The sequence below is a fragment of the Bordetella sp. FB-8 genome (assembly GCF_000382185.1).
Lineage (GTDB): Bacteria > Pseudomonadota > Gammaproteobacteria > Burkholderiales > Burkholderiaceae_B > Bordetella.
In genome coordinates, this window is the sequence record NZ_KB907784.1 from 2,745,491 (window position 1) to 2,771,908 (window position 26,418).

Here is a 26,418-nt window from a genome sequence, read left to right on the forward strand (position 1 = left end):
GGGCTTAGTTTAGTGTCATCGGCGCGAGCTCGACGTGGCGCGCGGCAGCAGGCGTGCGGCCAGATAGCAATGGTCGGCGGAAAACAGACGCCGATAGGTCAGCAGCACCGCGCCCAGCGTGCCCAGCGACGAACCGGCAGCGATCAGGAACATGATGACGATCTGGTAGCGTACGGCCTGCAGCGGCGATTGGCCGGCCAGCACCTGGCCCGTCATCATGCCGGGCAGGCTGACGATGCCGACCACCGTCATCTGGTTCAGGGTGGGCAGCATGCCGGCGCGCAAGGCCTGGCGCGCCGGCTCGCGCGCCGCCTCCCAGCGCGTGGCGCCCATGGCCAGCGCGGACTCCACGCGGTCGCGCCGCGCGGTCAGCTCGTGCGTCATGCGCTCCACGCCCAGGGAGGCGCCGGTGAGCGTGTTGCCCAGGATCATGCCCAGGATGGGGATGGCGTATTGCGGCGTATACCAGGGGTGGATGCGGATCACGACCAGCAGGCCCACGGCGGCCACTAGCCACGAGCCTATCCAGATCGACACAATGCTGTCCAGGGTCTGGCCGGTGTAGCGCCAGGCGCCGCGCTGCGAGCCGGACAGGCCTGCGATCAGGGTCATGGCGGTCATGAGAGCCAGCACCGCGTACCAGCGGTCGTAGGCGAAGACCCAGCCCAGCACATAGCCTACGGCCAGCAACTGCAGCACTGTGCGCAGCGCCGCCCAGAGCAGCCTGCGCTCCAGGTCCAGGCGCAGCAGCATCGAAATGGCGCCGTTGACCAGTACCAGCAAGGCGGCGATGGCCAGATCGCCCAGGCTCAGGTCCTGCAGGGCAGGACTCATTGCGCCGACTCCCTATTCATTCTGCCGCCGGCACTCATGGCCACGTGGCGGGTACCCACGCGCAAGGCCTGTGCCGGGTCGTGCGAAATCCAGAGCGTGGCGCGGCCAGCCGGATCGGCCTGCAGCCAGCGTGCGATCAGCGCCTCGATCGCCAGGGCGGAGTCCGGATCGAGCGACGCGGTGGGCTCGTCCAGCAGCAGGGCCTGCGGGTCCAGCTGCAATGTACGGGCCAATGCAACGACCTGGGCTTCGCCGCCCGACAGCTCGCTGGCCTGGCGGCCCAGGAGCGCGTCGGCGTCCCGGCCTGCCGCAACGAGCAGATCGCGCGCCTTGCCGGGGTCGTATTTCAAGCCGCGGTACACACGCAGGCTGTAGGGGTAGCGCAGGTTCTCCTCGACCGTTCCGTCGAGCAGCGCGGGCCGCTGGCGCAGATAGGCGGCATGCCGCCGATAGGCGGGAACCGCCTTGTGGGAGATCGACTTGCCCCGCCAGTGCACCGCGCCGCCGTCCAGCGGATCGAGCAGCGCCAGCGCCCGCATGAACACGCTTTTGCCCGAACCCGACGGGCCGACCAGCGTGACGCGCTCGCCCCGGCGCAGCGAGAAGTCCGTGGGATGCAACAGAACCTGCCCGCTGCGCGGATCGCGGCGGGTGATCGCCCGGGTCTCGATCAACAATGTGTCGGTCATATCACTCGTTATGGAAATAATGGGAAATTGTCGTTGATTTGCAGTATGAACGATGACGCTGGCGGCATTGTCGTGTGCTTTAAGCATGGCGCCCGAGCCTGCTGGCTACAGCTGACATTGGCCATCTTTTCTTGGTCGGAAAGGCAACGCTGGAAAGATATCATTTGCCGGTGCAGCAGCCCTTCGCTTGGCTGAAGACGGCAAGACCGTGCCGCGGGCCGGCACGGATCCGGCATCCAAGCGCGACGCGCTTCCCGCAGCCTCGCTCTGCGGGCGGCCGACCCCCGTAAATCTGATCCTCAGCCCCGAGTTCTATGCGCCGAGCATTGAATCGGAGCGCGTGCGCCAAGCGCTTACCACGGGCATAGCCGTACCTTATCGGGGTGTATCCGGTTCAAAGAACGGCGAAGTGATGGATTGCATGCCGACTTGCCCGGCACTTGCGCATTTCGCGTATAAAATATATAATCTGATATAATATATTTTCATAAATTAAAAATATGAGATGCGCAAAAAGTCCGTCCCCATCGATCTTTCGCTGATGCACTTGTCGGCAGAGAAAGCCTGCATGCTGCTGAAGGTGCTGGCCAATCCCGACAGGTTGCTTCTGATGTGCCAGTTGTCTCAGGGCGAGTGGTGTGTCAGCGACCTGGAAAAGCAGTTGGAAATACGCCAGCCTACGCTCTCGCAACAGCTCGGGGTACTTCGCGAACACGGGCTCGTTGCGACACGGCGAGAGGGAAAGAGCATCTTCTATTCCATCGTGAGCAAGGAAGCGATTGCGGTCATGAACGTGCTTTACGACCAGTTTTGCACCCAATGAAGATAAGGAGCAGCCATGTCTATTGATATCGTGAGTTTCACCCCGAGACTGTCGCTGATTGGCGGTCTGCTGATCGGCGCCGCGGCAGCAGTGCTTGTTTTATTTAACGGGCGTATTGCTGGCATCAGCGGCATCCTGGGAGGTCTGCTGGGCACGCCACGGAAAGATGCCGGCTGGCGTGTCGCTTTTCTTGCAGGGTTGATTGGAGCGCCTGTGCTGGCAAGTCTGCTCGGTAACACGGTGGCGCTTGATGTCCAGGCGGGATGGGGCGAACTAACTATCGCCGGCTTTCTGGTCGGCATCGGTACGCGCTACGCGGGTGGTTGCACGAGCGGTCATGGCGTCTGCGGCATTTCACGGGGTGCCATCCGGTCGCTTGTTGCGACGGCAACGTTTATGGCAAGCGGTTTTCTGACTGTGTTCGTGTCCAGACATCTGCTGGGAGGTTGAAATGGGTTTGATCGCTGCTTTAATTTCCGGACTTATATTTGGCGTCGGCCTGATGATCTCGGGCATGGCCAATCCAGCAAAGGTGCTGGGTTTTCTCGATATTTCGGGACGATGGGATCCGTCACTGGCATTTGTCATGGCCGGGGCAATAGCCATTGGCTCTATCGCATTCCTGTTTGCAAAACGTCGTAAAAAATCCCTGCTGGGTCTGCCCATGCAGATTCCGGTCAGCACCAATGTGACCGTGAGGCTTGTACTGGGGAGCGCGGTATTCGGCGTCGGCTGGGGGCTTGCAGGGTTTTGTCCGGGGCCCGCACTGGTCGCAATGGGCGCTGGCTTTCCCAAGGCGTGGTGTTTTGTGGCCGCAATGGTCGCGGGGATGGTCGTGTTCGAAATCCTTGAGCGTGTGAAGCAGAACCGTCAACATGCCTGACTTTGTGCCTTATCGTAGCGGTGGCCCAAATCCTTGCCTTAGTCGGTTTTTCTGTGCTTGCCCTTGCCCTTGCCCGCAGCCTTAGTAATCGATGTGGCGCTGCGGGCTGGTCAATGACTGCTTGAACGAGAGAAATACGGGTATCTTCTTCAGAAGATAATAGGTAGAAAGCGGCCCGTCGTTTTCATATAGGCGTCATAGCTGGGAAATTTTTCGCACAACCAATGCTCTTCCAGCCTAGCCTTCACGAATAATACGCACAGCAGAATAGAAAATAATCCGAAAATAATCGCGCTTGGCTTGGAAAAAAAGCACGCAATTCCGAAGATCAGGATCGAGGTATACATCGGGTGACGGATATGGCGATATACCCCGTGAACAACAAGTGAACCACCGGACTTCGGGCTGGGGTGAATATTGAAGTTACCAGGCCGGTTGCTAAATACCGCAGCAAATCCGACAGCAATTGAACTTAGAACAGCTATCCAAGGCAACAGATTTTCAGAACGCAATGCTGGCAGTAGCGAGCTAAAAAAAATCAGAGCGAAAAGTAAGAAAAACTGTAAACCCACCAGTAGATATCCGTAAGCGTATCGATTTTTCATGATGATTAAATTGGTCGCTCACAGGAGGCGTTAGGAGGCGATCGAATTATTTCTTGGCCGATCGTTTGGAAATCGAGTCCGGTTAGCCGGACGTCGGTCTGTCCTTCAAAGCGTCACAACGGGATTCGCGTGAACACGAAAGCGGTCCAAAACAGCGAACTCTTGCTGATTCGAGTCTTGCCATTGACTAGGGCGAGCAGGGCGAGCACAGCGATGTTAATCGCAACGCTACCGGCGGTGCCGAATCCCCATTTGTCGCCAAATAAGTCACCGAGCACCGAGCCGAGACAGTTCGCCAGAATGGCCGACATCCAGTAGAAGACTTCGTCCGTGCGCCTTGATATAGGATAGAAACCAATCCTGCCACAGCGAACACGCCAGAGCGCTTGAGTCACCAGCAAACAAACCAAAAATATTCCTGCCCCGGCTGCGGTTCCGAAGTGCAAGAATCGATCAATGCTATCTGAAATTTCTGCGCCGGAGGCCGCCGTGCTCAGAACCAATGCCCAATAAAGGACGGGGCGGTGGCGCTCGAGGTGAAGCTGCCCTAAAAACAGCGCCGCCGTTATAACAAGCGCAATGACTAGCGCGGGAACGTAACCGAGGCCCAATGCGATCGAGAGAGCGTCGCCTGCGAGGTCACCGACGGTCGTTACGGCAGTCTTCACGATCCAGAACGTTATCGTGATGGCAGCGACTTTGTTGGAGTCGGACTTGGGCATCCTGTTGAATCCTTCGAACTGATGTGGATTTGTAAACTTACATTTATTTCGCTTACCGAAAACTTAGGGCGCTGCCAGTCCGCGTACGCCACGGCCGCGGCCCCTATGCAATTGCGATTCGAACTCATCGCCGTGTCAAGGCGATCTCGGGATCCCGCTCATCGGGCATGGGCGGTCATGCAATGGATGTGTTTCTACAATCACGAACGCCCCGATATGGCCGATCCACTCGTCCGGCCGCCCGAATTCTCACAGCCGTATCGTGTGGTTGCAGATATTTAGTCACGCCTTGTCTTTGATTATTTTCAGCTATGTCTGCTAACGCACAGATTTATAAATCCAGCAAGATTATGGTGATAAAACTTATCCGCCAATGTTCGTTTGTGAACGGCAGAACTGCATCAGGCAGCAGCGGATGCGGTTTTCACTGATTTTTTTGTTATATCGATTGGATTAATGTCATGACATTTTTTGAAAAATCTCTCGTTACTCTACTCGGTCTGGCTTTCTACGCGGGTGGGACTTGCGCACAAGCTTACACGGGTGAAAAGCTGGCTGTAGACGCTAAGATCAGCATTGAACAGGCGCAGGCTATCGCACTCAAAGCGCAGCCAGGAATAATTGCCGATGAAGAATTAGAGCAGGAACCAGGGGGCAGCGGTTTGCGCTATTCCTTTGATATCAAGAATATCAAGGATAATAAAGTGACACACGAGGTAGGCGTGGATGCCAAAACGGGCAAGGTGCTGGAGAATAAGAAAGAAGGCAAGAATCCAGACTAACGGTACGGGTTGCCGCATTTTCCCTGGTGTTTACAAGCCATTAGGGCTTGCCACCAAAGAAAAAACCGACCCTGTCGGTCGGTTTTTTACACTAAAAGCACAGCCACTTCAGCAAAACCGGCGAACCTATCAATGGTTTCCGATAAAAAATAATCTGCCCGCCGTAAAATCAAGCATATCTTTGCCAAGCGGCAAATTTATGTTTAACGCTACATGATCCGCACTAATTGATACAAGATCTTTGGTGGAGCGGAGGAGGATCGAACTCCCGACCTTCGCATTGCGAACGCGACGCTCTCCCAGCTGAGCTACCGCCCCAAATCAAGTCCGTAACTATACCGTATTTTTTGCGCTGCAGCTCAATACCCTTTTGTGCAAAGGTGGCCTGGACGGCCGAGGCCGTGACGGTATGCGAACGCGAGGCAATATGCCGGCCTCGCTGTGCCGGCGGTGCTGGCGTCGCATCGATCCGCGGTGACCGAAAGCGAAGCGTCTGCTGACAGGTAATGGTATTGTCCTGGAGCAGAGCCATTGGGTTGCAATATGCCTATGCCTACTACTTCACGATGGGCCGACCCTCGAGCCGACACACCGGATGCGGGTTCACCGGCAGCTGGGTCCACAAATAGCGAGGACCTCGATGCCGTGCGCGAGCGTGCGCAGTGGCTTGCCCTTGCCGTCGCGGGCAGCGGCACGGGAATCTGGGACCGCAATGTCGTCACGGGGGAGATCCGCTACTCGGCGGCCTGGAAAGCCATACTCGGCTATACCGAAAACGAGCTGACGGATCGCATCGAAGACAGCTACCAGCGCCTGCATCCCGACGATCTGCCCTATGTACAGGCAGCGATGCAGGATCATTTCGAGGGCCGCACCGAAAGCTACGAAGTCGAGCACCGCATCCGTTGCAAGGACGGCCGCTACAAGTGGATATGCAGCCGCGGCAAGGTGACGAGCCGCGACAGCGCGGGGCGCGCCCTGCGCATGGTGGGCACGAGCACAGACATCACCTCGATACGGGAGATGGCCGAGCAACTGCGCGAGACGGTCGATCTGATCACCAATCTCACCGACCAGGTTCCTGGCCTGGTGTTCCAGTGCAGCCGCGGACCCGACGGCCGCATGGCGTTTCCTTACGTGAGCGCCGGTATTTCGGATATTTATGAACTGGCGCCTGAGGCGGTCGCGCGCGACGCCACCTGTATCGAGGCGCTCATCCATCCGGACGATCTGGCGGCTTATCGCGCTTCGTTCGATGAGTCGGCCGCCAGTCTTGCGTCGTGGCACCTCGAATACCGGGTGTGCCTGCCGGCCCAGGGGTTGCGCTGGCGGCTGGGCGATGCGAAGCCGCAAAGACTGTCGGAAGGCGCCACGGTATGGCACGGGTTCATTACCGATATCACCGAACGCAAGCGTATCGAGTCCGAACTGCAGGAGCTGGCGACCACGGACGGGCTTACCCGGCTCGCCAACCGCCGCCATTTCATGGGTTGCCTCGAAGCCCATTTCGCCTATTTGCGCCGGACCAATGGCCTGCCCGCGGCCATATTGATGTTCGATCTCGACCACTTCAAGGCCATCAATGACCGGTGGGGGCATGCGGTCGGCGACGAAGCGCTGCGGCATTTCGCCGACATTCTGCGGATGGAGCTCAGAAGCGTCGACATGGCGGGACGCCTGGGGGGCGAGGAGTTTGCCGTGCTGCTGACGCTGGCCGATCTGGATGACGCGCGCGTGGTCGGGCAACGTATCCAGCGGCGCCTTGCGACCCAGTCGTTGTCCTGCGGGCAGGAGACGATTCCGCTGTCGGTGAGCATCGGGGTCACGCAAATGCGCATGGATGACGTGGCCGCCGAAGCCGCGCTCTCGCGCAGCGACCAGGCGCTCTATCGCGCCAAGAAGAAAGGACGCAACCGCATCGAGTGCGTCTGATCGAGAGAGGTTTCCCTTCAGTCGTTGGCATTGCAAGGTTCTGGACTCTAGTAGCCGCGCGATGTCACCCGGTAAGCGCGCGCAGCCTGCGCTTGTTCAGCAGGTACCGGTACTCCTGCCTGGTGATGGCGATGACCGCGACGTCCAGCACGGTGATGAGCAGCAGCCAGATGGAATGCGTGAACGAATAGCGGTAGAGCTGGTATGCGATGAACAAACCGAAGACTGCGATCGATACGGGAAAGAACCAAAGCCTCTCCCGCAGCAGGCCTACGATGAGCCACAGCTTTACCGCGCCGTGCCCGAGAAGGTAGACGGCAGCGAACTTCTGGGTGCCGACAGACATGTGCTGCACGGCATGAAGTAGGAAATTGGCGACAAGGTCATGCGGATCCTCGGCGAACTCGTCCTTCGTGACCCAAAGCACCCAATTCAGCAAAAACGACTGCGGCACGAAATACGCCGCGATGCCGGCAAGGATTTCCGACAGCGCGAAAACCGCCTTGAGCCAGAGCGTCCATTCGAAAACCAGGTGCAGCCGCTTTCCATAGGTCGAGTTGTTCAAGTCGGTCACGGATTTTTCTTCCCCTTGCCTGTATCGCAGGCATTGCCTTTTCTGTTTCCTGCGCGGACAGGCATCGGCATAGAATGCGCCGCCGGCGCTCATGCCGCAAAGCGTATGCTGACCGTCAAGCCCTTGCCGTCCAGCCCGGTATCGAGCGCCACCGTTGCATGATGCTGTTCGGCGACGCGCCGCACGATGGACAGCCCCAGTCCGCTGCCGTTTCCGGTGTGTCCGCTGCCGCGGTAGAAGCGTTCCCAGGCGCGCTCGCGCTCCGGTTTGGGTATGCCTGGGCCGTTGTCGCTGACCTCCAACACCACATAGGGATCGTTCCGGCGCACCGTTACGTCGACGCGCGCCTGAACGCCAGCATAGCGGATGGCATTGTCGACCAGGTTGTTCAGCAGTACGCGCAAATTGTCGGCGTTTCCCTGGACGAACACGGATTGCGTGCTGGTCACGCCCAGGTCGATCCGGTTGGCAGCGGCCAGGCGCTCCCGGTCCGTGACGACTGAGCGGGCAAGCTGCGTCAGATCCACGACATGCCAGTGCGCATGGCCCGCATCCGGATCGAGCCGCGCCAGCGTGAGCAATTGTCCGGCCAGGTGGGTAAGCTGCACCGCGCCCGTCCGGATCCGCGCGACGATTTCGTCGCGTTCTTGGCTGCTTGCCGCCTGCGGCAGCAGTTCGGCCTGCAGGCCCAGTCCCATGATCGGCGTGCGCAGTTCGTGCGCCGCGTCGGCGATAAATTGCTTTTGCAGCGTAAAGGCGTGGTCGAGCCGTTCAAGCAGGTCGTTCAGCGCATCCACGAGCGGTTTGACCTCGGTCGGCATGGCGGCGGTCTCGATGGCCTGCATATTGTTCGCGTCGCGCCATTTCAGCCCCGAGGCGATCCTGCTCAGCGGCTTCAGGCCATAGCCGATTCCGAACCACAAGGACAAGGCAATCAGGGGCGTGAGCGAAAGCACCGGCCAGAACTGTTGCACGGAGATTTCCGCGAGCGTCTCCCAGCGTGCCAGCCGCACCTGTGCCACGCGCACCAGCGTGTCGCCGCTGCGGCTGACGAAGGTGTGCCAGACATGGCCGTCGACGGTTTCGTCGGCCAGGCCCGGCCCTTGCGGCGGCGGCAGCGTCGAATATGGGTCGCTGCTGAAAACCAGGCTTTTGCCCCGCCAGACCTGCAGCAGCACGCCGTTCGGCTGCTGGCCGGAAAGCCGGCCCTCACGGTCTACGCCCGTGAGCGACAGGCGCCCGTCGGCTTCGACCACGACGTGCTGCGCAATGGCTTTCATCTGGTCGTTCAACAGATCGTCCAGGTCATCGAGCGAGCCCCACCATGTCGCCACGCTCCCCACGGCGCCGGCCAGCAGTGTGGCCGGCAGCAGCCACAGCAGCAAGCGCCGGCGCAGCGACGACATGAACCAGCGCGAAAGGCGCATTCTCACGGAGCTCATGCGATTTCCCCGATGCGGTAGCCCACGCCGCGCACATTGCGGATCGCCTCTGTTCCTAGTTTGCGGCGCAGGTTGTAGATGTGCACCGGAATCGCGTTGCTTTCGATTTCCTCGTTCCAGCCGTACAGGCGTTCCTCCAGCTGCTCGCGCGTGGCGATTGCGCCGGGGTCGCGCATCAGCTCTTCGATCAGCGCGAACTCGCGGGCCGTGAGGGCAATTTCCTCGTCATGCAGCCAGCAGCGGTGCTGGACCGGATCCAGGCGCAATGCGCCGACCACGAGCAGGGCCTGTGCCCGTCCTGCCTGCCGGCGGTTTACGACGCGTATGCGCGCCAGCAGTTCCTCGAGCGCGAAGGGCTTGACCAGATAGTCGTCGGCGCCGCCATCCAGTCCGGCGACGCGGTCCGGAACGCCGTCTCGCGCCGTAATGATGATCACGGGCGTCGCGTCGTTGCGCTGGCGCAGCGCGGCCAGCAGCGTCATGCCGCCCTGACTGGGCAAACCCAGATCGAGCAGCACCAATCCGTAGGAAGTCGTGCGCAATGCCAGCGCGCCGGCCTCGCCGTCCTGCACCCAGTCCACCGCGAAGCCTTCCCGGCGCAGACCCAGGCGCAGGCCGTCGCCGATCAGCGAATCGTCTTCAATCAGCAATATTCGCATTCCGTCTTCCTGTTCCAATCATGCTGCGGCAAGGCTTCTGAGCTTACCTGCCGGACCGTTAACACAAGGTTAAGAGGGGCGCCGGCCGCGCCGCGCCGCCTTCACGCTGGCTTTAGTGTCCAGTTGGTAGACTGCTCTGCATCGCGGCCATCGAGCCGCTGGTTTCGAAGGAGAACCGATGAAAGAACAAATTATCGCCTGCCTGGCCGATGCGTCTGCCGCCGCTTCGATGGCCAAGGTCTCCAGTCTCAAGGCGGTGCAATAATGGAAACCTTCGTGCAGACATCCCGCTTGTTCGCGCAGGAATGGGCGAGCGCGCCCCGATCGGTCGGCGCCATTTGCCCCAGTTCGCGGCGGCTCGCAGCCCGGCTGGCGCACGAGGTGCCTGCGGGCGACGGCGCGGTCATTGAGCTGGGGGGCGGGACCGGTTCGGTTACGCACGCGCTGCTCGCAAACGGCGTGTCGTCCGACCGGCTGATCGTGGTCGAGCGTTCCGCCGCCTTTGTCCGGCATCTGCGCGAACGCTTTCCCGACGTGCCGGTGATGCATGCCGACGCCGCCGATTTGTCGCGCAGCCTGCCGCTGGACTTGCGCGTCGATGCCATCGTCTCGTGCCTGCCCTTGCGGTCGCTGCCGAGCCAGGAGGCCGAGGCCGTCGTCGGCCAGTGGCGCCAGGTCCTGCGCCCGGGAGGCGTGGTCATCCAGTTTTCCTACGACATCCGGCCGACCCGCGGCATGGCTGGCGCGGGCGACGATTTCGTCCTGCTGTCGAGCCGGCTGGTCTGGGCGAACCTGCCGCCGGCCCGGATTGTGACGATGCAGCTGCGCGCGCCCGGACTCGCATCCGCGCGCGAAATCACAAATCGAAGTGTGTGATCGAAGTCTGGCCGTACAGATTGTTGCTTTCGGCCAGCCGCATCATTAGGCGCACGAACGTCGCCGGGTTCCTGGCGTTGAGCGGCAGTTTGGTGCCTCAGTCCAGGGCCAGCGTGGCGATCACCGGCGCATGGTCCGAAGGCTGTTCGTTGCCGCGGGGGCCCTTGTCGATGAGGCACCCGGTGCAGACCGACTTGAGCGGGTCCGAGAGCAGGATGTGATCGATGCGCAAACCCGCGTTGCGCTTGAATGCGAACTGGCGGTAGTCCCACCAGCTGAAGGACTTGGCGGGTTGCTCGAAGAGACGGAAGGCGTCGGTCAGGCCCAGGTCCAGCAGGCCGCGTAAGGCGGCGCGCTCAGGCTCGGAGACCAGCACCTGGCCGACCCATTTATCGGGATTGTGCACGTCCTCGTCGGCCGGGGCGATGTTGTAGTCGCCCAGGACGGCCAGGCGCGGATGCGCGGCCATTTCTTCCCGCAGCCAGCGGCGCAGGGCGGCGAACCATTCGAGCTTGTAGGGGTATTTCTCCGAGTCCAGGGCCTGGCCGTTGGGGCAGTAGGCGCAGATCACGCGCACATCGCCCGCGGAGCTGGGCAGGGTCACCGCGATCACGCGCTGCTGCGGATCGTCGAAGCCCGGGATGTTGCGCACCGCGGCCTGGCCCGGCTGGCGCGACAGCACGGCCACGCCGTTGTAGGTCTTTTGCCCGGCCCAGGCGGCGTGATAGCCGATGTCGGTGAAGGCCTGCAGCGGGAATTTGTCGTCGGCGAGCTTGAGCTCCTGCAGGCACAGCGCTTCGACGGGATTGGCGGCCAGCCAGTCCAGTACTTGGGGCAGGCGCACGTTCAGGGAGTTGACGTTCCAGGTGGCGAGTTTCATTTAAAAAATAATTTGTTTGTTTTCAATAATTTAATTTTCATGGGTGATCTGATTTAGCGTCTAGCTACCCTCCGAGCTACCCAGTTTTTTGTTCAGTGTCATTGCTGTTTCATGTGTTGCATAAAAGTAGCAGTTTTCAACTCTATTTGTTGATGAAGATATTGAGAAAGGCAGATTCCAAGAGGGAGGGCTGGGGAACCATAAGGAAGGTCTGAGTAATTTTCAAGTCGACATGCACTTTGAGCATTATTTCTGTCTGATGAAAATCAGGCGCGCCGGATCGATGAGTTTCGTTCGGCTGGTGTGTTACTCAGACCATCCTTAAAAATCCATCCCTGGCAGTCGAGTGTCGCTCGCGCTTGGGCAAATAGTTCACCACCCTTTCGGCTACCCCTGGCGCCTTTCGATTTTCCGAGCTATTTGAAAATGGAATGAGTTGCACGATATTGATATTAGACGCGTGAAATCGCGCTTGCTATCTTGCGTGCAGACTCCATGCCTTGGATAGGGAAAAGGGAGTTGCACATATGAGAGGAGACAGCGCATGGATATGACGCAAGCACAAAAAACGGACGACACGAGCAAGTTTCTGGCCGGACAACAGACCAATCCGCGCGTCACGCCGGGAGTCATCGCGGCGGTCGCGGCCGGAAACGCACTGGAATTTTTCGATTTTCTGGTCTATGCCATTTTCGCGATCTTCATCGGGGAGGCATTCTTCCCTGCCGATCATCCGCTGACGAGTCTTCTTGTTTCTCTGGCGGTGTTCGGTGTCGGCTTCGTCACCCGTCCTTTGGGCGGCATTCTTTTCGGCTACTTGGGTGACACGATCGGCCGGCGCGCCGCGCTGCTCTGGACCATAGGGTTCATTACACTGGGGTCCCTGGGGATCGCGCTCACGCCCACCTATGCTTCGATAGGTATCGCCGCTCCGATCATCGTCGTGGTCTGCAGGCTGCTACAAGGTTTGGCCTTGGGCGGCGAAGTCGGCCCCGCCAGCGCATTTCTCATCGAGATCGCGCCCAAAAATAGGCGCGGGCTTTACCAGGGCTGGCAGATGGCCAGTCAAGGCATTGGAGTATTGCTGGCAGGAGTGTTGGGACTTTCGACCAGTCTGGTCCTCACATCCGGGCAACTGCAGTCCTGGGGCTGGCGCATTCCCTTTCTCTTTAGCGCTTTGCTGGTGCCGCTGACGGTCTTTCTACGGCGTAGGATGCCAGAGACGGTGCTTCATAAATCCGAACGTAGAGAGGTCTCGCACGCAACGCGAGCGCGTCACGGCATAGGAATCAAGCTGTTTGTTGCCGCTACGGTAGTCATAGCAGGCGGGGCGGTGACCGCCTACCTCGGGCTGTACATGACGACCTACGCGATCCACACGCTGAAAATGCCGGTTCGAGTGGCGCTCGTGGCCACCGTTATCATCGGGATTTTCCAATTCGTTTTCGCACTGTTGGGAGGGATGCTGTGCGACAGGTTCGGCCGACGCCCGCTCATGATCTACCCGAGAGTCGTCGCAGTCGTAGTGCTGGTTCCTCTTTTTAAGTTTCTGGTCGCTTTTCCTAGTGTCCTGTCTCTCATGGTCGTATGCGCTTGCCTTGCGATCATCAATGCCCTGGCCGGCGGTGCTTCCCTGATCGCCGTTCCGGAACTGTTCAGGCCTGAGTCGCGCGCACTGGGGATGGGAACGATCTATGCGATCGGCGTGGCCGTATTCGGTGGTACGGTGCAATTTGCCACGACATGGCTGATTCATTTCACCGGTTCGCCAGCCGCGCCTGCCTGGTACGTCGCGGGCATCAGCCTGGTCGCCGCCCTGGCGGCTATGGCAATGCCGGAGACTGGCGGTGAGTTACCCGAATATCGCCAGCCAAACGCTTGATCGAGTTTTCCCATGTTTGAACATCGCGATATTTTGGACCCTTGCGGCGTGCGTGCGCGTATCGCGCAAAATTTCTCGCAGCGCGCCACCATAGAGCGGGTATTGCAATTCGAGGGCGCCCTGGCTCGAGTCCAGGCACATCATGGCGTCATTCCATCAAGCGCGGCTGAGGCGATCTGCGCTCGGGTCTCGGCGCAATGGGTTCGCCCGGAAGCAGCCGAGCAAGCGCTGCAGAAGGCAGGCCATCCCATGGTGGCGATACTCGATGCATGGTCTGAGCAGTTGCCCGCCGACGCCGCCGAGTGGATCCATTACGGCACCACAACCGCGGACGTCCTGCGCACCATTCAATTCATGCAATTGCGCGATGTGGTTGATGTCCTGGACGAAGCCATGCTGCGCATCGAGCAGGACTTGGCGAGCCTGGCGCATCGATATCGGGCCACGCCAATGATAGGAAGAACCCTTGGGCGCCACGCCATGCCTATCACCTTCGGTTTCAAGGTCGCGGTTTGGCTGAACGAAAATCGGCGCAACCTGCAGCGACTGCGTGCCTGGCGTGCCATCACTAAAGGAGGGGTAGTGAGCGGGGCGGTGGGGACCTATTCGATTCTCGGCGGCGCAGGGCCGGAAATCGAAGCGGCGGTACTCCAAGAGTTGGGACTCGGCGCTTGCGAAGCCATCGACATCAAGGGTTCTTTTGACCGCTATGCCGAGCTGGGCGCAATCCTCGCGATCTGCGCAAAGACCTATGGAAAAATCAGTCAGGAAATCTTCATCCTGCAGGGCGACGACATCCGCGAGCTCGGGGAGGCTGCGAGCTCGGTCGGCTCCTCCACCATGCCGCACAAGAGCAACCCGAACCTGTGTATCGAGGTTATGGCCAAATCGCGGGAGGTTGCCGCCATGCTTCCTGTACTGTTGGATTGGATGGTTGTCATATACGAGCGCGATTCTTCGCATCACGATTCAGAACTAGCTCGCATTTGCATCGAATTTGGGCAACTCGTGTCGTGTATGGCCGCGTTGCTGGGGCGTTTGCAGGTCTTTCCTGAGAACATGCTGCACAACATTTCCCGTACTCGAGGTCTTGTTTATGCCGAAGCATTGACGCTGAGGCTCGCGCCGAAAATTGGCCGACGCAGCGCGCATGCCGTGTTGCACCGGCTGACGCAGCAGGCCTTACAGAACGGCCAGAGCCTGTTCGAGGCCATTGCGCACGATCCCCAGGCATGCGGCCTGTTCGAAGGCATGGACCTGGCAAGTGTCCAGACAGATGTCGGTCAGGCTGCGCTGATCGTGGATCGGACGCTGGAATCACTCGGCATCGTTGTGCAGCGGCCGGGCTGAGCAAAGCATCCGCGTGCTTGTTTGTTGGTTATACGGGCCGCAAGCGAGTTGAACCGTCGCCGCCGCGCAGCACTTCAAGCATCGGCGCAACGCAGGCGGCCATGTTGGCGCTACGCCACAACGCTCCCATGGGGCCGATTCCGCCCAATCCTTTGAAGCCAAGTTCAATCAGGTTGCCGGATTCGAACGATGGCCGCGCAATGGTGAAAGGAACGATGGCGATCAGTCCGAGTTGATTGACCAGGGATGCTGTCAGCAACGGCGAGCGGGTCTGCATCGTGCATAAATGCGGTTGTGCCATGCCTGCGTCAGACCACAGAGATTCGAAAATCCCGCGTGCAGGAACGCCGCCGGGCGGCAATAGCCATGTGAAACCGGCCAGTTGTTCCAGCGTGATGTTCCGAGCGCCTGCCAACGCGTGATTTCTGGGCGCCACCAATACATGCGTGTCATCCAGAAGGGCTTCAAAAACATGGCCCTGCGCGATTTCGCCGGGATGGCGGCAAATGATTAGGTCGGCTCCGTCTTCGGCCGTCAGTTTGGCGACTCCGTAGACGTCGATTTCATGCACCTCCACGGCAATATCGGGATATTGAAGATTGAACTTCCCGAGAGCGCTGGCAAGCAGTCCCGAGATACCCGCGCCTACGGAGGCGATGCGCAGCGTCGATGTGGCGCCTAGGCGGTGGTGGATCGCACGCTCCGCACAACTGCGCGTGTCGTCGATGACCCGCCGGATGAACGGGATGATTTCGTATCCTGCGCGAGTTGGACGCATGCCGCGCGCATGCCGTTCGAACAGCGGCATGCCAAGCTGCGTTTCGAGATCGGCTATCGCCTTTGTCGCCGCGGGCTGGGATAAACGCAGCACCTGCGCGGCTTTTTGCAGGCTGCCTAATTCCGCAACGGATACGGCGATCTGCAAATTGCGCAGTTTCGTCGTTCGGATCAGCTTCGCAAAGAGCTGCTCTGCCGCGGCGGGCCGTGGGATGCCTGGAATCGTCTTTGGGAGCAAGATGGGAGCAGTCCTGCCCGTCGGGACAAAGCGGGCAACAGTTGATATGCCGGAAATTAGCCGCAGTCATCATATAGTGCATGCGGGCAAATAGGTGCACTTATCATGCGGGCAGCGGGCAAGCTGAAATGCGATGTCTAAGCTAATTCGCCTGATTAAATGCCATAGCTGGACGCCTATGATTTTCTGCATCCCAAGGTGCCAGCTCCTGAGTGCCGTCCAGGTCCAGACCGGCGAACAGGTCGGCCAGGGTAGGTACTGACCGGGCGGGCCAGATCGCGCTCAGATTGAAATTGGGCAGGTCTTTGCCGTCTCGCACCTCGCAAAAGCGCACTCCGCGAAAATCCAGCGAGCGTATCCAGCTGGGCAACAAGGCCACCCCGCAGCCTGCGGCAACGCAGGCCAGGACGGTCAGCGTGCGGTTGGCCTCTTGCGACACCACGGGCTCCAGGCCTGCCTTGCGCAGGGCGTCGAGAATGCCGGCATACAGCACCGGTAGCTGGCTGCGCGGATAAAGCACCAAGCCCGCCTCGGCGATCCGCGCCAGCGTTATGCAGCCGTCGTCATCGACCTCGAAATCGCTCGGCACCGCCGCCACCAGCCGGTCGCGCAGCAGCAGGCGTTCGCGCATGCGGCCGGCCACGGCCACCGGCGTGTGCATCAGGCCGATGTCGATGGCGCCGGCGGCCAGGGCCTCGGCCTGCTCGGCATTGCTCATCTCGCGCAACACCACTTGCACGCCCGGCGCTGTGCGGCGCAGTGCTCGCAGGGCGCGCGGCAGCATATCGAATAAAGCCGAGGACACCAGGCCTATGGTCAGGCGCCCGGCGCTGCCGCGCGCGATGTCGCGGGCCCGCTGGGCGGCGGCATCGATGCGGGTCACGCTGACGCGCACATCCTCCAGTATGGACAGGGCCGCCGGCGTAGGCTGCGCGCCTCGGCGCGAGCGATCGAACAGTTTCACGCCCAGCTCCTGTTCCATGCGGGTCAGGGACTGGCTGAGCGCGGGCTGGGCCATGCCCAGCCAGGCCGCCGCGCGGCTGACGCTGCCATGGTCGATCACCGCCAGGAAATGCCGTAAGTGTCTGGTTTCCATATTGAATCGATATGAATAAATGATTTTGAGACTATAGGGTGTGATAGATAGTCTTGCCTAGAATGCGCTCGGTAACGCATCCGCTTTGGCTTCCCTATAGGAGCGCACCGCTTGTTTCCGACTGCCGACTTCGGCCGATCCGGCATCCGCTGTATCGACACGCACGCCCATGTCTTCACGCGCGATCTTCCCTTGGCAGACCTGCGGCGCTACACGCCTGACTGCGACGCCTTGCCATGGGACTACCTGGCCCTGCTGGATGCCCACGGCCTGAGCCGCGGGGTGCTGGTGCAGCCTAGCTTTCTGGGCACCGACAATCGCTACCTGATGCAAGTCCTGGGGGAGCATCCCGAGCGGTTGCGCGGCGTGGCGGTGGTGGATCCGCTGATCGACGAAACGCAATTGCGTGACATGGCGCGGGCCGGCGTCACGGGCATGCGCTTGAATCTGTTCGGGCTGTCCAATCCGGCGCTGACCCGGCAACCCTGGCGCGGTCTGCTCGAGCGCGTCAATGCGCTGGACTGGCACGTTGAAGTCCATGCCCAGGCAGAACGCCTGCCTGCAATTCTGCCGGCCCTGCTCGATGCGGGATGCCGGATCGTGGTCGACCATTTCGGACGTCCCGCCGCAGTCAACGATATGACGCCCTTGTTGCGCTATGCCGACACGGGCCGGGTCTGGGTGAAGCTCTCGGCCCCTTATCGCAACTGGGCCGACGACGGTTCCGGTCACGCGGCCGCGCTGCAGGCTGCGCGTGAGTTGCTGAACGTCTTTGGTGCCGAACGGCTCATGTGGGGTAGCGACTGGCCGCACACCGAGCACAAGGATCGGACCTGCTATGCCGCCACCCTTGCATGGTTGGCCGAGTGGTTTACCGAATGGCTGGACGACCCCGTCCTGCTGCGGCGTGTGTTGGCAGACACGCCTTGCGTTTTTTTCAAATTTCAATAATGAGGAGACTTGCCATGACCCTGTTCACCCGATTGAGTTCGACTGCAGTGCGCCGCTGCGCGGCCCTGGCCCTGGGCGCGCTGGCGCTGGGCTCGGGCGCCGCGCACGCCGGCTATCCCGATCATCCCATCACCCTGGTCGTGACCTATCCGCCCGGGGGCACCGTCGACGCGGTCGCGCGCATTATCGCCCCCACGCTGTCGGCCAAGCTGGGCCAGCCCATTGTGGTGGAAAATCGCGGCGGCGCCGGCGGCATGATAGGCGGCTCGGTCGTGGCGCACTCCAAGCCCGACGGTTACACGCTTATGCTGGACGCTTCAAACTATGCGCAGAATCCGGCCCTGCACAGCAAGATGCCCTTCGATACCCTGGCCGATTTCACGCCGGTTTCGCTGCTGATCCGCGTGCCCAACGTGCTGGTCGTCACGCCCAGCTTCGATAAGGTGCACACGGTCGCCGACCTCATCAAGCTGGACAAGGAAAATCCAGACAAGCCGATCTCCTTCGCCTCGGCCGGTCCGGGTTCGGCGCAGCACCTGGCCGGCGAATTGTTCAACCAACTGGCGGGCACCCATCTGCAGCATATTGCCTACAAAGGCGGCGGCCCGGCCATGATCGACGTGATGGGCGGGCAGGTCCCGGTGATGTTCGCCAGCCTGGGATCGGCCTGGCCGCATATCAAGGACGGAACACTGCGCGCCATCGCCGTGGGCGGCACCACGCGTTCGCCCACGATGCCCGACCTGCCAACCATAGCGCAATCGGGTGTTCCCGGCTTTGCAAGCTATGAGTGGAATGCCGTCTTTGCGCCAGCCGGCACTCCCGCGCCCATCGTGAACCAGTTGTCCCGGGCCTTGGCCCAGACGCTCAAGACCCCTTCGGTCGCGGCAGCACTGACCGGTTTCGGCGCCGAGATCATCGCTTCATCGCCCGCCGATCTGGATAAGTTCCGGCGTGCTGAAATCAAAAAGTGGCAGAAACTGGCCAAGAAAGCGCACATTTCACTGGATTGAGGCCTGTGCGGCGGCGTGCGCGCTTGGGCGCCGCGTCGCCGCGGTTGCCCAAGCCGCCTATGCACAAGGGGGGTGCAGCGACCGTCCGGCCAGATCGCGCAAGGCCGCATCCAGGTCCGGGAATTGAAAGCGGTATCCCGCCTCGTCGGCACGGCGCGCCAGCAGGCGCTGGCCACCGAGCAGAAGCCCCGACATTTCACCCAGGCCCAGGCGCAGCGCCCAGGCGGGCACGGGCAGGCACGCGGGGCGGCGCAATGAGGCCGCCAGGGCGCGCGTGAAATCGGCGTTGCGCACCGACCGTGGCGCGCAGATGTTGTAGGGGCCGCGGCAATCCTCGTGTTCGAGCAGGAAGTCGATCAAGCCCGTCGCATCGTCCAGATGTATCCAGGGTAGCCATTGCCGGCCGCTTCCCAGCCGTCCACCCAGACCGAGCCGGAAAGGCAGGCGCAGACGCGCGAGCATGCCGCCTTGGGCGGCCAGCACCGACGCCGTGCGCAGCAGCACCACCCGCGTGTGGGCGGTCTGGGCCCGCCGAGCCTCGTCTTCCCAGGCAGCGCAAAGGCGGCTGCCGAAATCGCCGGGACTGCCCCCCGTCGTGTCGGTCTCGTCGATCGACTGCTCGCCCCTGTCGCCGTACCAGCCGGCTGCCGAGCCGGATAGCAGAACCCGAGGCGGCAGCGGCAGGCAGCCGAGCCATTGCACCAATTCCCGCGTCAGGGCGACGCGGCTATCCCACAGCAGCTTCTTGCGGGCGGCGCTCCATGGCCGGTCGGCGATCGGCGCGCCGGCCAGGTTCACAACGGCGTCGGGCGTGTCGACATCATCGATCTCCTCGAGCCTCGCGACGCCTCGCGCGCCGCTGCATAGCGCCGGCACCTCTTTCGGCCGCCGGCTCCAGACGATCAGGTGGTGGCCATCGCCGGCCCAGCGGCGGCACAGCGCGCGCCCGATCAGGCCCGTGCCGCCGGTGAGCAAAATTTTCATTCCCATCGCTTCGGATTCCTATCGGGACGCTTCGGGCCAGTGCTGTGGTACCTCGCGCAGCAGGCTGGGATCGTAGCCCAGCTTGCGCACCTGTGAGACCAGCTTGCCATATTCGGCCTGCGGCAGCTGCGGCGTCCTGGCCATGATCCACACGTAGTCGCGCTTGGACCGAGCGATGATGGTGCTGCGGTAGTCGCCGTCCAGATAGGCGATGACGTATTCGGCCTGGAACGGCCAAATGAATTGCATATTCCATCTGGCATTGCCCGTCTGCGGGATCACGGTGCCCACAGGGTGCATGGTCTTGAGCTTGCCCTCGCAGCTGCCGTCGCGAAACCGCAGCGTGGTCTGGACCCTGCCGTCCGGGCGCATTGCATACGATTCCACTTCGTTGCATGCATTGCGCTCGGGCCAGGCGGGAATGTCCGCGATCACATACCAGTCTCCCATGAAACGCGGCAGATCCACGTTGTTTACGGCCGGCATCGGCGGGTTGGAGGAGCACCCGGTCAACGCGGCGCATCCCAGAACCAGCGCCGCGAGTCTGTGAAGGGGGAGTGCGCCTTTCATGAGGCTTGTCCCAGAAGGCTGTGCTTGGCGAACCGGTAATGAGCGACCAGCCACTGCTGGCCCTTGTCATAGCCGAAGAGTTCGGCGCAGGCCATCCAGAATATGCGCCAGCGCTGGAACCACAGCGGCGCCAGTGCGCTGCCGTAGACGCTCGCCAGCGTCTGCAGTACCTGGGTCCGGTGCCGGTCCTGATTGGCCAGCCAATCGTTGGCGGTACGCTGATAGTGCGTGCCGTCGACGATCCAGCGCGCCTCGATGCGCAGATGCTGCTGGAACCATAGCAGCGTATCGGCGGCCGGCATGATGCCGCCCGTGAAGAAATGCCGGCCCAGCCAGTTGTCGGCGCCGTCGGTCTCGAACGGATACATGAGGCTGCGGTGCGCGAATACGTGGACGAACAGCTTGCCCTGCGGCTTGAGCCAATCGCCGATGCGCGACATCAGCGCGGTGTAGTTGCGCATGTGCTCGAACATTTCCACCGAGACGCAGCGGTCGTAGGTGTCCGCGGTCAGGGACAGTACGTTGACGTCGCAGGTGATCACTTCGATATTGTCCAGGCCCAGGTCTCGGCTACGGGCCTGGATGAACTGTCGCTGCGACGAAGAGTTCGAGACCGCCGTGATGCGGGCATTCGGGAAATGCTGGGCCATCCAGAGCGTCAGCGATCCCCAGCCGCAACCGAGCTCCAGGATGCGCTGGCCGTCCTGCAGCTCGGCGCGCTCGGCGTAGAGCGCCAGCATTGCGTTTTCCGCCTCTTCCAGCGTCTCCCCGCCGGTGGGGTAGTAGCACCCCGAGTACTTCAGGCGCGCGCCCAGGCACAGATGGAAGAACTCGGGCGGCAGTTCGTAGTGCTGCGCATTGGCCTGCTGCGTGTGGATGGCCAGCGGGCTGCGGTTCAGTTCCTGGATCAGGTCCTGATAGCGGGTTGCCGTGTCGGATGCGCCTCCGATCCGTTCTTGGCGCAGGCGCTGTCTGCAAAGGCGCCGGATGCCATGGCGCACCAGCGCGTCGGGTAGCCATCCCTTCTCTGCAAGTCCAAGCAGGCCGGGTGCGGGAAGGTCGGCGGATAGCGGGGAGTCCATCATGGTCGCGGTGCTCATCATTGGCCTCGTTCTGAGTCGTCGGAGTGGGGGAACCAGGGAAAGAAACGTGCGGTCGTACGCTGGTATTGGCGGTAATCGTCCCCCCGGGTGCGCAGCGCCTGCATTTCGGTGTAGGGAATGCCGCTGATCCAGCGCAGGAAGATGTACATCGTCACCGGACCGAGCCAGCTGGCCGCTTGAATGGGCGACCCGGCGGCCAGCGCGGCATAGGCGAACCAGTGGCACCATTCGAAGAAATAATTCGGATGCCGGCTGTAGCGCCACAACCCATTCCGGCAGGCGCGGCCCTTGTTGCGCGGGTCGCGGCGAAAGCTTGCCAGCTGCCTGTCGGCGAGCGCTTCGCCCATTACCGAGACGATCCAGATCGCTATCGCGACAATGAGCCAGGGCATTGCCGGGGTGACGGGATTGGCCGCCACGGCGGTAAAGGGAATGGCGAACAGCACCACCAGGCCGGCTTGAAAGGCGAACAGACCGTAGATTTTTCCCTGGTGCCCTTCCCAGCGGGCGCGCAAGGCCCCGTAGCGTCCGTCTTCGCCTTCGTCCAGGCGTAGCCAAAGATGCCATGCCAGCCTCAGCGACCAGATGCCGCCCAGGATGGCAAGCAGTGCGCGCGGCGTGGCAGCGCCGGTTCCTGTCGCCGCGATCAGCAGCGCTCCCAATCCCAGGCATGCCGACCATACGATGTCGACGATGCCGATGTTGTGTTTCAGGCGTTGCCAGGCCCAGGCAGCGGACATCGCCGCCCAGGTCAGGATCGCCAGCAAACCCAGTTGCTGCCATGCGGTCATTGCGCACCTCCGTGGGATATCCGGGGCGCGGCATCGCCGGCAGACCACCGCGCGGCCAGGCTGGCCAGCAGGGGCAGTGCGATCCCCCATCCGGCAGCCAACCAGACCACGGCACGGCCCACCGGCGCTTCGAAGACCACGGACTGCCAGCCGCGCGATGCGCCCCAATAGGCTAGAGGTCCGCCTGCCAGGCCCAGTGCGCAGGCCCAAGCCGGACGCCCGCGCAGCCAGGCCATGGAATGGTTCAAGGTCATGGCAAATGCCACCCACAAGGCCAATATCCATAACGGAGCGCCCGGTGGAACCGACAGGCCCGAGGCGGCATAGCGCAGCCAGCCCAGCGACGACAGTCCGCCGTCGATCAGCAGTCCGCAGAGCAGGGCGATGCCCGACAGGCGCAGGTCCGCGGCACGCTGGTCCGAGGCCATGATCTGCCACGCCAGGAATACTGCGGCGCTTATGCAGCCCGGCAGTGCATCGCCACGGCCCGCGCCAATGACGGCAGCGAACCAGACGGCTTCATAGCCGAGGAAATTGGCCAGGGACTTCATGCCGTAGACTCCGCTTTGCGCGCGGCCCACCCGCTGGCAGCGGGCTGTGCGCCGGGACGTGCGAACAGAAGGTGGGAAACGCCGATCGACCGTTCGCGAAAACCGCCCTCGCAGTAGGCCAGATAGAACTCCCACATGCGCGCGAACCGGTGGTCGAATCCCTGGGCGAGCACAGCGTCCAGTCGAACCAGGAAGCGCTCGCGCCAGGCTTGCAAAGTATGTGCGTAGGAAATGCCGAAATCTTCCTGGTGCACCAGGGCCATGTCCGAAGCCTGGGTTTTGGCCGACAGCATGCTCTGCACCGAGGGAATGAAGCTGCCCGGGAAGATGTGGCGCTTGATGAAATCGACCGAACGCAGCGCCTGCCGGTAGCGATGGTCCTCGATGGTGATGGCCTGCACCAGCGCCAGCCCATCCGGTTTGAGCAGCTCGCCGATTTTTGCGAAATAGTTCTCCAGATATGGGGCGCCGATGGCCTCGACCATCTCGATGGAGACCAGCTTGTCGTACTGCCCCTGCAGATCACGGTAGTCCTGGCACAGGACCTGCACTTTGTCCTGTAAACCAGCCGCCGCAATGCGCGCTGTTGCCAGCGCATGCTGCTCCTTCGAAATCGTGGTGGTGACCACCCGGCAGCCATAGTGGCCGGCGGCATGCAGGGCGAAGCCGCCCCAGCCGCTGCCGATCTCCACCACCGTGTCCTGGGGTTGTAGATCCAGCTTGCGGCAGATGGTGTCCAGCTTGCGTGTCGATGCTTGTTCCAGCGTATCGCGCGGACCGTCCCACATGGCCGACGAGTACATCAGGTCGTCGGAGAGAAAAAGACGGAAGAAATCGTTGCCCAGATCGTAGTGCTCCGCGATATTGCGGCGGCTGCCGGCGCGCGTGTTGCGTCGCAAGGCGTGCCAGCAACGCATGGCCAGGCCGCTGTAGCGTGCCAGTCCGGATTCCATTTGATCGAGCCGGTCACGGTTGCGTACGAGCAGGCGCACCAGCCCCACGAGATCGTCGCATTCCCAGATGCCGTCGCCGTAGGACTCGCCGGCGCCGACGCTGCCGCCCAGCGCCAGCTGGCGGTAGAACACGAGGTTGTGGACCACGACATGGATGCATAGGTCGGGGGCGTCGGCGCTGCGCACGCCCAATTCAGTGCGCGCCAGCGGATCGTCGATGATCAAGCAGCCGGCCTGAAGATCAGCCAGGTTTTTCAGGACCTGGCGGCGCAGCAACTGATCCAGCCAGCTTGCGAAGCGGGCATCGCTGCGCGTGGACGCATAGGCGTCCAGGTTCTTGTGAAGACTTGCCTGCGTCATTTACGGACTCCTGATTCCGTTGTGTCTTGCCTCGTGTGCTTGTGTACGGGATTGCGTTTGAGCCAAAGGCGCAGCGCCTGCCAGTAAATGGCGCCGATGACCTGGGTCGTCATGAGCGGATAGCGCCATAGCACGCGCGCCAGGGTCCTGCCGTTCAGCGGATGCCGCGTCATGGACAGGTCTGCGTCGAATTCGCACGTTCCGGCGTTCATCACTTTCATGTGTACCCGCAGCGCATCGTCGGGGGCGGTAAAGGACCAGTCGTACCCGCGGTCCATGGCCATGAAAGGCGAAACGTGGAAGTTCTTGGAAAACTGCCAGCGCATCGACGAACCTTGGTGTTCCGCGGTGGCTACCGGCAGCACATAACTGTGTCTTTGCGCCCAAGGGGTATTGGTGATATCGGCCACGATCGCCTGCAGTGTCGAGCCGTCGCTGGCGTAGCAGTAGTAGAAAGTCACCGGGTTGAACACGTATCCGCCATAGCGCAAGTGCGTCAGCATGCGGACGGGTCCTTCAACATCTAGGCCGGCAGACTCGCGCACGCGTTCGCGTATCGCGTCGGCCAGCGGCCTTGCGCTGTCGCCGAAGTAATCGCTGCGCCGCCACTGGGCCAGATTGCGCCGGTTCACCGACCACAGCCAGCGGTGCCGGAAAACATGGTCCAGTTCGTCCAGATCGAGCATCAGCTGGGCGATCCGGTACGTAAAGGCGTGGGGGGCTGGCCCATGGCGCGCATGGATCACGCGGCCTTCGTAGACCGCACTGTGCAAGGCGTCCGGTGACGACGGGGCACGGTTCATGCCGCGGTCTCCCGCACGCCGGCACCGGGTGCCGGCGCCGCGACTGACTTTCCTTGCGGTCCGCAGCCCAGTCCTTGCGCGACGTCCAGCGCGCTTCGCATGCCATCTTCATGAAAGCCCCAGCCCCAGTAGGCACCGGCGTACCAGGTGTGTCGATGGCCCGATATTTCGTGTTTGCGCGCCTGGGCCGCCACGCAGGCCGAGGTGTAGACGGGATGCTCGTAATGCATTCTGGCCAGGACGGTGCCAGGATCGATGTCTTCGGTGCGGTTCAGCGTGACGATGAACGGATGGCGCGAGTCGATGCCTTGCAGGATGTTCATGCAATAGCTCACGGTGCAATCGCCCGCCGGATGCGCGGGTACGTAGGCATTCCAGGCGGCCCATGCCTTGCGGTTGCGCGGCAGCACCGAGGCGTCGGTGTGCAACACGACGTCATTCGAGCGGTACGCGATGGCCCCCAGGATGTCCCGCTCGGCCGGGCTCGCGTCCTCGAGCAGGCGCAATGCCTGGTCGCTGTGGCAAGCCAGTACGACCTGGTCGTAGGTGTCGGTTCCTTCTGCGGTTGCAACCAGGACGTGATCGGGCATGCGCCGCAGCGACAGCACCGGATGGGACGGCATCTCACGCACCGACCAGCATCGGCGCAATGCGCCGATGTAGCGCGACGATCCGCCCTGCACGACGCGCCACTGCGGCCGGCCGGCCACTTGCAGCATCTGGTGATTGGCCATGAACTGCACCAGGTAGCGGGCGGGAAAATCCATGATGCGCTGCGCCGGGGCAGACCACAGCGCGGCACCCATGGGGAGCAGATGGTCTTGCCGGAACGCGTCGCCGTAGCGGTTCCCGGCCAGATAGTCGCCCAGGGACGGTCCTGGCCCTGGCTGTCGCAGCAGATCCGGCGATTCGCGATAGAAGCGCCGCAGGTCCTTGAGCATGCCCAGAAAACGCGGCGATACCAGATTGCGCCGCTGGCAGAACAGGGTGTCCAGATTGGTCGCCGAGTACTCCAGGCCGCTCGCCGCGTTTTGCACGGAAAAACTCATCGACGTGGGCTGTGACGGTACGCCCAGCTCGTCGAGCAGTTGCGTGAACAGCGGATAGTTTTCCGGATTGAACACGATGAATCCGGTATCGATCGCGTAGTGACGGCCTTCCTGTTCGATCTGATGGGTATGGGTGTGGCCGCCCAGACGCCCGCCGGCCTCGTACAGAGTGACCTGGTGCTGGCCAGACAGCCAGTAGGCGCTGGCCAGGCCTGAGATGCCCGATCCGATGACGGCGATGCGCAT

At 61.8% G+C, this 26,418-nt stretch carries 29 protein-coding genes and 1 tRNA gene; 11 read left to right on the top strand and 19 right to left on the bottom strand.

What is annotated here, in order from left to right; genetic code table 11:
- Nucleotides 1–15 precede the first annotated feature (15 nt).
- Both fetB and H143_RS0113155 read right to left on the bottom strand, forming a co-directional pair.
- Nucleotides 16–834 (bottom strand): iron export ABC transporter permease subunit FetB, encoded by an 819-nt coding sequence (gene fetB / locus H143_RS0113150; RefSeq protein WP_019938711.1) that lies wholly within the window; start codon nt 832–834, stop codon nt 16–18.
- Entirely contained in the window at nt 831–1,523 is a 693-nt protein-coding gene (locus tag H143_RS0113155; protein WP_019938712.1) for an ATP-binding cassette domain-containing protein, read from the bottom strand. Before H143_RS0113155 ends, fetB begins: the two co-directional genes overlap by 4 nt.
- A 187-nt stretch (nt 1,524–1,710) precedes the next feature.
- On the opposite strand from H143_RS0113155, the gene H143_RS0113160 reads away from it, so the two are divergent.
- Genes H143_RS0113160 through H143_RS0113175 form a run of 4 tightly spaced genes read left to right on the top strand, consistent with a single transcriptional unit; the run spans nt 1,711 to nt 3,229 of the window.
- Nucleotides 1,711–2,001 (top strand): hypothetical protein, encoded by a 291-nt coding sequence (locus H143_RS0113160; protein WP_019938713.1) that lies wholly within the window; start codon nt 1,711–1,713, stop codon nt 1,999–2,001.
- 27 nt (nt 2,002–2,028) lie between these two features.
- A complete protein-coding gene (locus H143_RS0113165; RefSeq protein WP_019938714.1) occupies nt 2,029–2,346 on the top strand; it encodes a metalloregulator ArsR/SmtB family transcription factor in 318 nt (105 codons plus the stop codon).
- Nucleotides 2,347–2,361: 15 nt separating this feature from the next.
- Complete coding sequence (locus H143_RS0113170; protein ID WP_019938715.1) at nt 2,362–2,796, top strand: YeeE/YedE family protein; 435 nt, start codon at nt 2,362–2,364, stop codon at nt 2,794–2,796.
- A 1-nt stretch (nt 2,797) separates the two neighbouring features.
- Nucleotides 2,798–3,229, top strand: coding sequence for a YeeE/YedE family protein (locus H143_RS0113175; RefSeq protein WP_026350030.1), 432 nt, complete (start codon nt 2,798–2,800; stop codon nt 3,227–3,229).
- A 149-nt stretch (nt 3,230–3,378) separates the two neighbouring features.
- On the opposite strand, the gene H143_RS22100 is transcribed toward H143_RS0113175, so the two are convergent.
- On the bottom strand, nt 3,379–3,834 hold the full coding sequence (locus H143_RS22100) for an isoprenylcysteine carboxylmethyltransferase family protein (RefSeq protein WP_026350031.1): 456 nt from the start codon (nt 3,832–3,834) through the stop codon (nt 3,379–3,381).
- Between the two features lie 113 nt (nt 3,835–3,947).
- Entirely contained in the window at nt 3,948–4,556 is a 609-nt protein-coding gene (locus H143_RS20655) for a hypothetical protein (protein WP_019938718.1), read from the bottom strand.
- 461 nt (nt 4,557–5,017) lie between these two features.
- Here H143_RS20655 and H143_RS0113190 point away from each other — a divergent pair, with 461 nt between their 5' ends.
- A complete protein-coding gene (locus H143_RS0113190; RefSeq protein ID WP_019938719.1) occupies nt 5,018–5,338 on the top strand; it encodes a PepSY domain-containing protein in 321 nt (106 codons plus the stop codon).
- Between the two features lie 242 nt (nt 5,339–5,580).
- Here H143_RS0113190 and H143_RS0113195 read toward each other — a convergent pair.
- Nucleotides 5,581–5,656: transfer RNA gene (locus H143_RS0113195), tRNA-Ala, on the bottom strand.
- A 231-nt stretch (nt 5,657–5,887) separates the two neighbouring features.
- Between H143_RS0113195 and H143_RS0113200 the strand changes: the two genes are divergently transcribed.
- Complete coding sequence (locus H143_RS0113200) at nt 5,888–7,270, top strand: sensor domain-containing diguanylate cyclase (RefSeq protein WP_081627048.1); 1,383 nt, start codon at nt 5,888–5,890, stop codon at nt 7,268–7,270.
- 64 nt (nt 7,271–7,334) lie between these two features.
- On the opposite strand, the gene H143_RS0113205 is transcribed toward H143_RS0113200, so the two are convergent.
- From H143_RS0113205 to H143_RS0113215, 3 genes are all read right to left on the bottom strand, one after another.
- Nucleotides 7,335–7,844 (bottom strand): DUF2127 domain-containing protein, encoded by a 510-nt coding sequence (locus H143_RS0113205; protein ID WP_033366568.1) that lies wholly within the window; start codon nt 7,842–7,844, stop codon nt 7,335–7,337.
- Nucleotides 7,845–7,933: 89 nt separating this feature from the next.
- Nucleotides 7,934–9,286: a HAMP domain-containing sensor histidine kinase gene (locus H143_RS0113210; protein WP_026350033.1), complete on the bottom strand. Its 1,353-nt coding sequence runs from the start codon at nt 9,284–9,286 to the stop codon at nt 7,934–7,936.
- Nucleotides 9,283–9,945, bottom strand: coding sequence for a response regulator (locus H143_RS0113215; protein ID WP_019938723.1), 663 nt, complete (start codon nt 9,943–9,945; stop codon nt 9,283–9,285). Before H143_RS0113215 ends, H143_RS0113210 begins: the two co-directional genes overlap by 4 nt.
- A 264-nt stretch (nt 9,946–10,209) precedes the next feature.
- Here H143_RS0113215 and H143_RS20660 point away from each other — a divergent pair, with 264 nt between their 5' ends.
- On the top strand, nt 10,210–10,821 hold the full coding sequence (locus H143_RS20660; protein ID WP_019938724.1) for a methyltransferase domain-containing protein: 612 nt from the start codon (nt 10,210–10,212) through the stop codon (nt 10,819–10,821).
- Nucleotides 10,822–10,918: 97 nt separating this feature from the next.
- On the opposite strand, the gene xth is transcribed toward H143_RS20660, so the two are convergent.
- The gene (gene xth / locus H143_RS0113225) at nt 10,919–11,701 is read right to left on the bottom strand and encodes an exodeoxyribonuclease III (RefSeq protein ID WP_019938725.1); all 783 of its coding nucleotides are present in this window, start codon (nt 11,699–11,701) and stop codon (nt 10,919–10,921) included.
- Nucleotides 11,702–12,245: 544 nt separating this feature from the next.
- Between xth and H143_RS0113235 the strand changes: the two genes are divergently transcribed.
- Nucleotides 12,246–13,583 carry an MFS transporter gene (locus H143_RS0113235; RefSeq protein WP_019938727.1) on the top strand — a complete coding sequence of 446 codons (1,338 nt, stop codon included), beginning with the start codon at nt 12,246–12,248 and terminating at the stop codon, nt 13,581–13,583.
- 12 nt (nt 13,584–13,595) lie between these two features.
- Nucleotides 13,596–14,933 carry a lyase family protein gene (locus H143_RS0113240; RefSeq protein ID WP_019938728.1) on the top strand — a complete coding sequence of 446 codons (1,338 nt, stop codon included), beginning with the start codon at nt 13,596–13,598 and terminating at the stop codon, nt 14,931–14,933.
- Nucleotides 14,934–14,961: 28 nt separating this feature from the next.
- On the opposite strand, the gene H143_RS0113245 is transcribed toward H143_RS0113240, so the two are convergent.
- Nucleotides 14,962–15,858: a LysR family transcriptional regulator gene (locus H143_RS0113245; protein ID WP_019938729.1), complete on the bottom strand. Its 897-nt coding sequence runs from the start codon at nt 15,856–15,858 to the stop codon at nt 14,962–14,964.
- Between the two features lie 232 nt (nt 15,859–16,090).
- A complete protein-coding gene (locus tag H143_RS0113250; RefSeq protein ID WP_019938730.1) occupies nt 16,091–17,044 on the bottom strand; it encodes a LysR family transcriptional regulator in 954 nt (317 codons plus the stop codon).
- A 111-nt stretch (nt 17,045–17,155) separates the two neighbouring features.
- Here H143_RS0113250 and H143_RS0113255 point away from each other — a divergent pair, with 111 nt between their 5' ends.
- Together H143_RS0113255 and H143_RS0113260 are read left to right on the top strand one after the other, a co-directional pair.
- Nucleotides 17,156–17,995 carry an amidohydrolase gene (locus H143_RS0113255; RefSeq protein WP_019938731.1) on the top strand — a complete coding sequence of 280 codons (840 nt, stop codon included), beginning with the start codon at nt 17,156–17,158 and terminating at the stop codon, nt 17,993–17,995.
- Between the two features lie 14 nt (nt 17,996–18,009).
- Complete coding sequence (locus tag H143_RS0113260; protein WP_019938732.1) at nt 18,010–19,008, top strand: tripartite tricarboxylate transporter substrate binding protein; 999 nt, start codon at nt 18,010–18,012, stop codon at nt 19,006–19,008.
- 57 nt (nt 19,009–19,065) lie between these two features.
- Here the strand turns inward: H143_RS0113260 and H143_RS0113265 are convergent, their stop codons facing one another.
- From H143_RS0113265 to H143_RS0113300, 8 genes are read right to left on the bottom strand one after another with little or no spacing between them, the layout of a single operon-like run.
- Nucleotides 19,066–19,992 (bottom strand): TIGR01777 family oxidoreductase, encoded by a 927-nt coding sequence (locus H143_RS0113265; RefSeq protein WP_019938733.1) that lies wholly within the window; start codon nt 19,990–19,992, stop codon nt 19,066–19,068.
- Nucleotides 19,993–20,010: 18 nt separating this feature from the next.
- Nucleotides 20,011–20,562 carry a lipocalin family protein gene (locus H143_RS0113270; RefSeq protein WP_051094409.1) on the bottom strand — a complete coding sequence of 184 codons (552 nt, stop codon included), beginning with the start codon at nt 20,560–20,562 and terminating at the stop codon, nt 20,011–20,013.
- Nucleotides 20,559–21,662 carry a cyclopropane-fatty-acyl-phospholipid synthase family protein gene (locus H143_RS0113275; protein ID WP_026350035.1) on the bottom strand — a complete coding sequence of 368 codons (1,104 nt, stop codon included), beginning with the start codon at nt 21,660–21,662 and terminating at the stop codon, nt 20,559–20,561. Before H143_RS0113275 ends, H143_RS0113270 begins: the two co-directional genes overlap by 4 nt.
- Nucleotides 21,662–22,456 (bottom strand): DUF1295 domain-containing protein, encoded by a 795-nt coding sequence (locus H143_RS0113280; RefSeq protein WP_019938736.1) that lies wholly within the window; start codon nt 22,454–22,456, stop codon nt 21,662–21,664. The genes H143_RS0113275 and H143_RS0113280 overlap by 1 nt, the downstream gene beginning before the upstream one ends.
- Nucleotides 22,453–23,007 carry a DUF2878 domain-containing protein gene (locus tag H143_RS0113285; protein WP_019938737.1) on the bottom strand — a complete coding sequence of 185 codons (555 nt, stop codon included), beginning with the start codon at nt 23,005–23,007 and terminating at the stop codon, nt 22,453–22,455. Before H143_RS0113285 ends, H143_RS0113280 begins: the two co-directional genes overlap by 4 nt.
- Nucleotides 23,004–24,320, bottom strand: a complete 1,317-nt coding sequence (locus H143_RS0113290; protein ID WP_019938738.1) for a cyclopropane-fatty-acyl-phospholipid synthase family protein — start codon at nt 24,318–24,320, stop codon at nt 23,004–23,006. Before H143_RS0113290 ends, H143_RS0113285 begins: the two co-directional genes overlap by 4 nt.
- A complete protein-coding gene (locus H143_RS20665) occupies nt 24,317–25,123 on the bottom strand; it encodes a DUF1365 domain-containing protein (RefSeq protein ID WP_019938739.1) in 807 nt (268 codons plus the stop codon). Before H143_RS20665 ends, H143_RS0113290 begins: the two co-directional genes overlap by 4 nt.
- Nucleotides 25,120–26,418, bottom strand: a complete 1,299-nt coding sequence (locus H143_RS0113300) for an NAD(P)/FAD-dependent oxidoreductase (protein ID WP_019938740.1) — start codon at nt 26,416–26,418, stop codon at nt 25,120–25,122. The genes H143_RS20665 and H143_RS0113300 overlap by 4 nt, the downstream gene beginning before the upstream one ends.

Bases quoted from the DNA above. Each gene is read 5' to 3' on its own strand.
- fetB (WP_019938711.1), bottom strand. From the start codon at position 834: ATGAGTCCTGCCCTGCAGGACCTGAGCCTGGGCGATCTGGCCATCGCC.
- H143_RS0113155 (WP_019938712.1), bottom strand. From the start codon at position 1,523: ATGACCGACACATTGTTGATCGAGACCCGGGCGATCACCCGCCGCGAT.
- H143_RS0113165 (WP_019938714.1), top strand. From the start codon at position 2,029: ATGCGCAAAAAGTCCGTCCCCATCGATCTTTCGCTGATGCACTTGTCG.
- H143_RS0113170 (WP_019938715.1), top strand. From the start codon at position 2,362: ATGTCTATTGATATCGTGAGTTTCACCCCGAGACTGTCGCTGATTGGC.
- H143_RS0113175 (WP_026350030.1), top strand. From the start codon at position 2,798: ATGGGTTTGATCGCTGCTTTAATTTCCGGACTTATATTTGGCGTCGGC.
- H143_RS22100 (WP_026350031.1), bottom strand. From the start codon at position 3,834: ATGAAAAATCGATACGCTTACGGATATCTACTGGTGGGTTTACAGTTT.
- H143_RS20655 (WP_019938718.1), bottom strand. From the start codon at position 4,556: ATGCCCAAGTCCGACTCCAACAAAGTCGCTGCCATCACGATAACGTTC.
- H143_RS0113190 (WP_019938719.1), top strand. From the start codon at position 5,018: ATGACATTTTTTGAAAAATCTCTCGTTACTCTACTCGGTCTGGCTTTC.
- H143_RS0113200 (WP_081627048.1), top strand. From the start codon at position 5,888: ATGCCTACTACTTCACGATGGGCCGACCCTCGAGCCGACACACCGGAT.
- H143_RS0113210 (WP_026350033.1), bottom strand. From the start codon at position 9,286: ATGAGCTCCGTGAGAATGCGCCTTTCGCGCTGGTTCATGTCGTCGCTG.
- H143_RS0113215 (WP_019938723.1), bottom strand. From the start codon at position 9,945: ATGCGAATATTGCTGATTGAAGACGATTCGCTGATCGGCGACGGCCTG.
- H143_RS20660 (WP_019938724.1), top strand. From the start codon at position 10,210: ATGGAAACCTTCGTGCAGACATCCCGCTTGTTCGCGCAGGAATGGGCG.
- xth (WP_019938725.1), bottom strand. From the start codon at position 11,701: ATGAAACTCGCCACCTGGAACGTCAACTCCCTGAACGTGCGCCTGCCC.
- H143_RS0113235 (WP_019938727.1), top strand. From the start codon at position 12,246: ATGGATATGACGCAAGCACAAAAAACGGACGACACGAGCAAGTTTCTG.
- H143_RS0113240 (WP_019938728.1), top strand. From the start codon at position 13,596: ATGTTTGAACATCGCGATATTTTGGACCCTTGCGGCGTGCGTGCGCGT.
- H143_RS0113250 (WP_019938730.1), bottom strand. From the start codon at position 17,044: ATGGAAACCAGACACTTACGGCATTTCCTGGCGGTGATCGACCATGGC.
- H143_RS0113260 (WP_019938732.1), top strand. From the start codon at position 18,010: ATGACCCTGTTCACCCGATTGAGTTCGACTGCAGTGCGCCGCTGCGCG.
- H143_RS0113265 (WP_019938733.1), bottom strand. From the start codon at position 19,992: ATGAAAATTTTGCTCACCGGCGGCACGGGCCTGATCGGGCGCGCGCTG.
- H143_RS0113270 (WP_051094409.1), bottom strand. From the start codon at position 20,562: ATGAAAGGCGCACTCCCCCTTCACAGACTCGCGGCGCTGGTTCTGGGA.
- H143_RS0113275 (WP_026350035.1), bottom strand. From the start codon at position 21,662: ATGAGCACCGCGACCATGATGGACTCCCCGCTATCCGCCGACCTTCCC.
- H143_RS0113280 (WP_019938736.1), bottom strand. From the start codon at position 22,456: ATGACCGCATGGCAGCAACTGGGTTTGCTGGCGATCCTGACCTGGGCG.
- H143_RS0113285 (WP_019938737.1), bottom strand. From the start codon at position 23,007: ATGAAGTCCCTGGCCAATTTCCTCGGCTATGAAGCCGTCTGGTTCGCT.
- H143_RS0113290 (WP_019938738.1), bottom strand. From the start codon at position 24,320: ATGACGCAGGCAAGTCTTCACAAGAACCTGGACGCCTATGCGTCCACG.
- H143_RS20665 (WP_019938739.1), bottom strand. From the start codon at position 25,123: ATGAACCGTGCCCCGTCGTCACCGGACGCCTTGCACAGTGCGGTCTAC.
- H143_RS0113300 (WP_019938740.1), bottom strand. From the start codon at position 26,418: ATGCGCATCGCCGTCATCGGATCGGGCATCTCAGGCCTGGCCAGCGCC.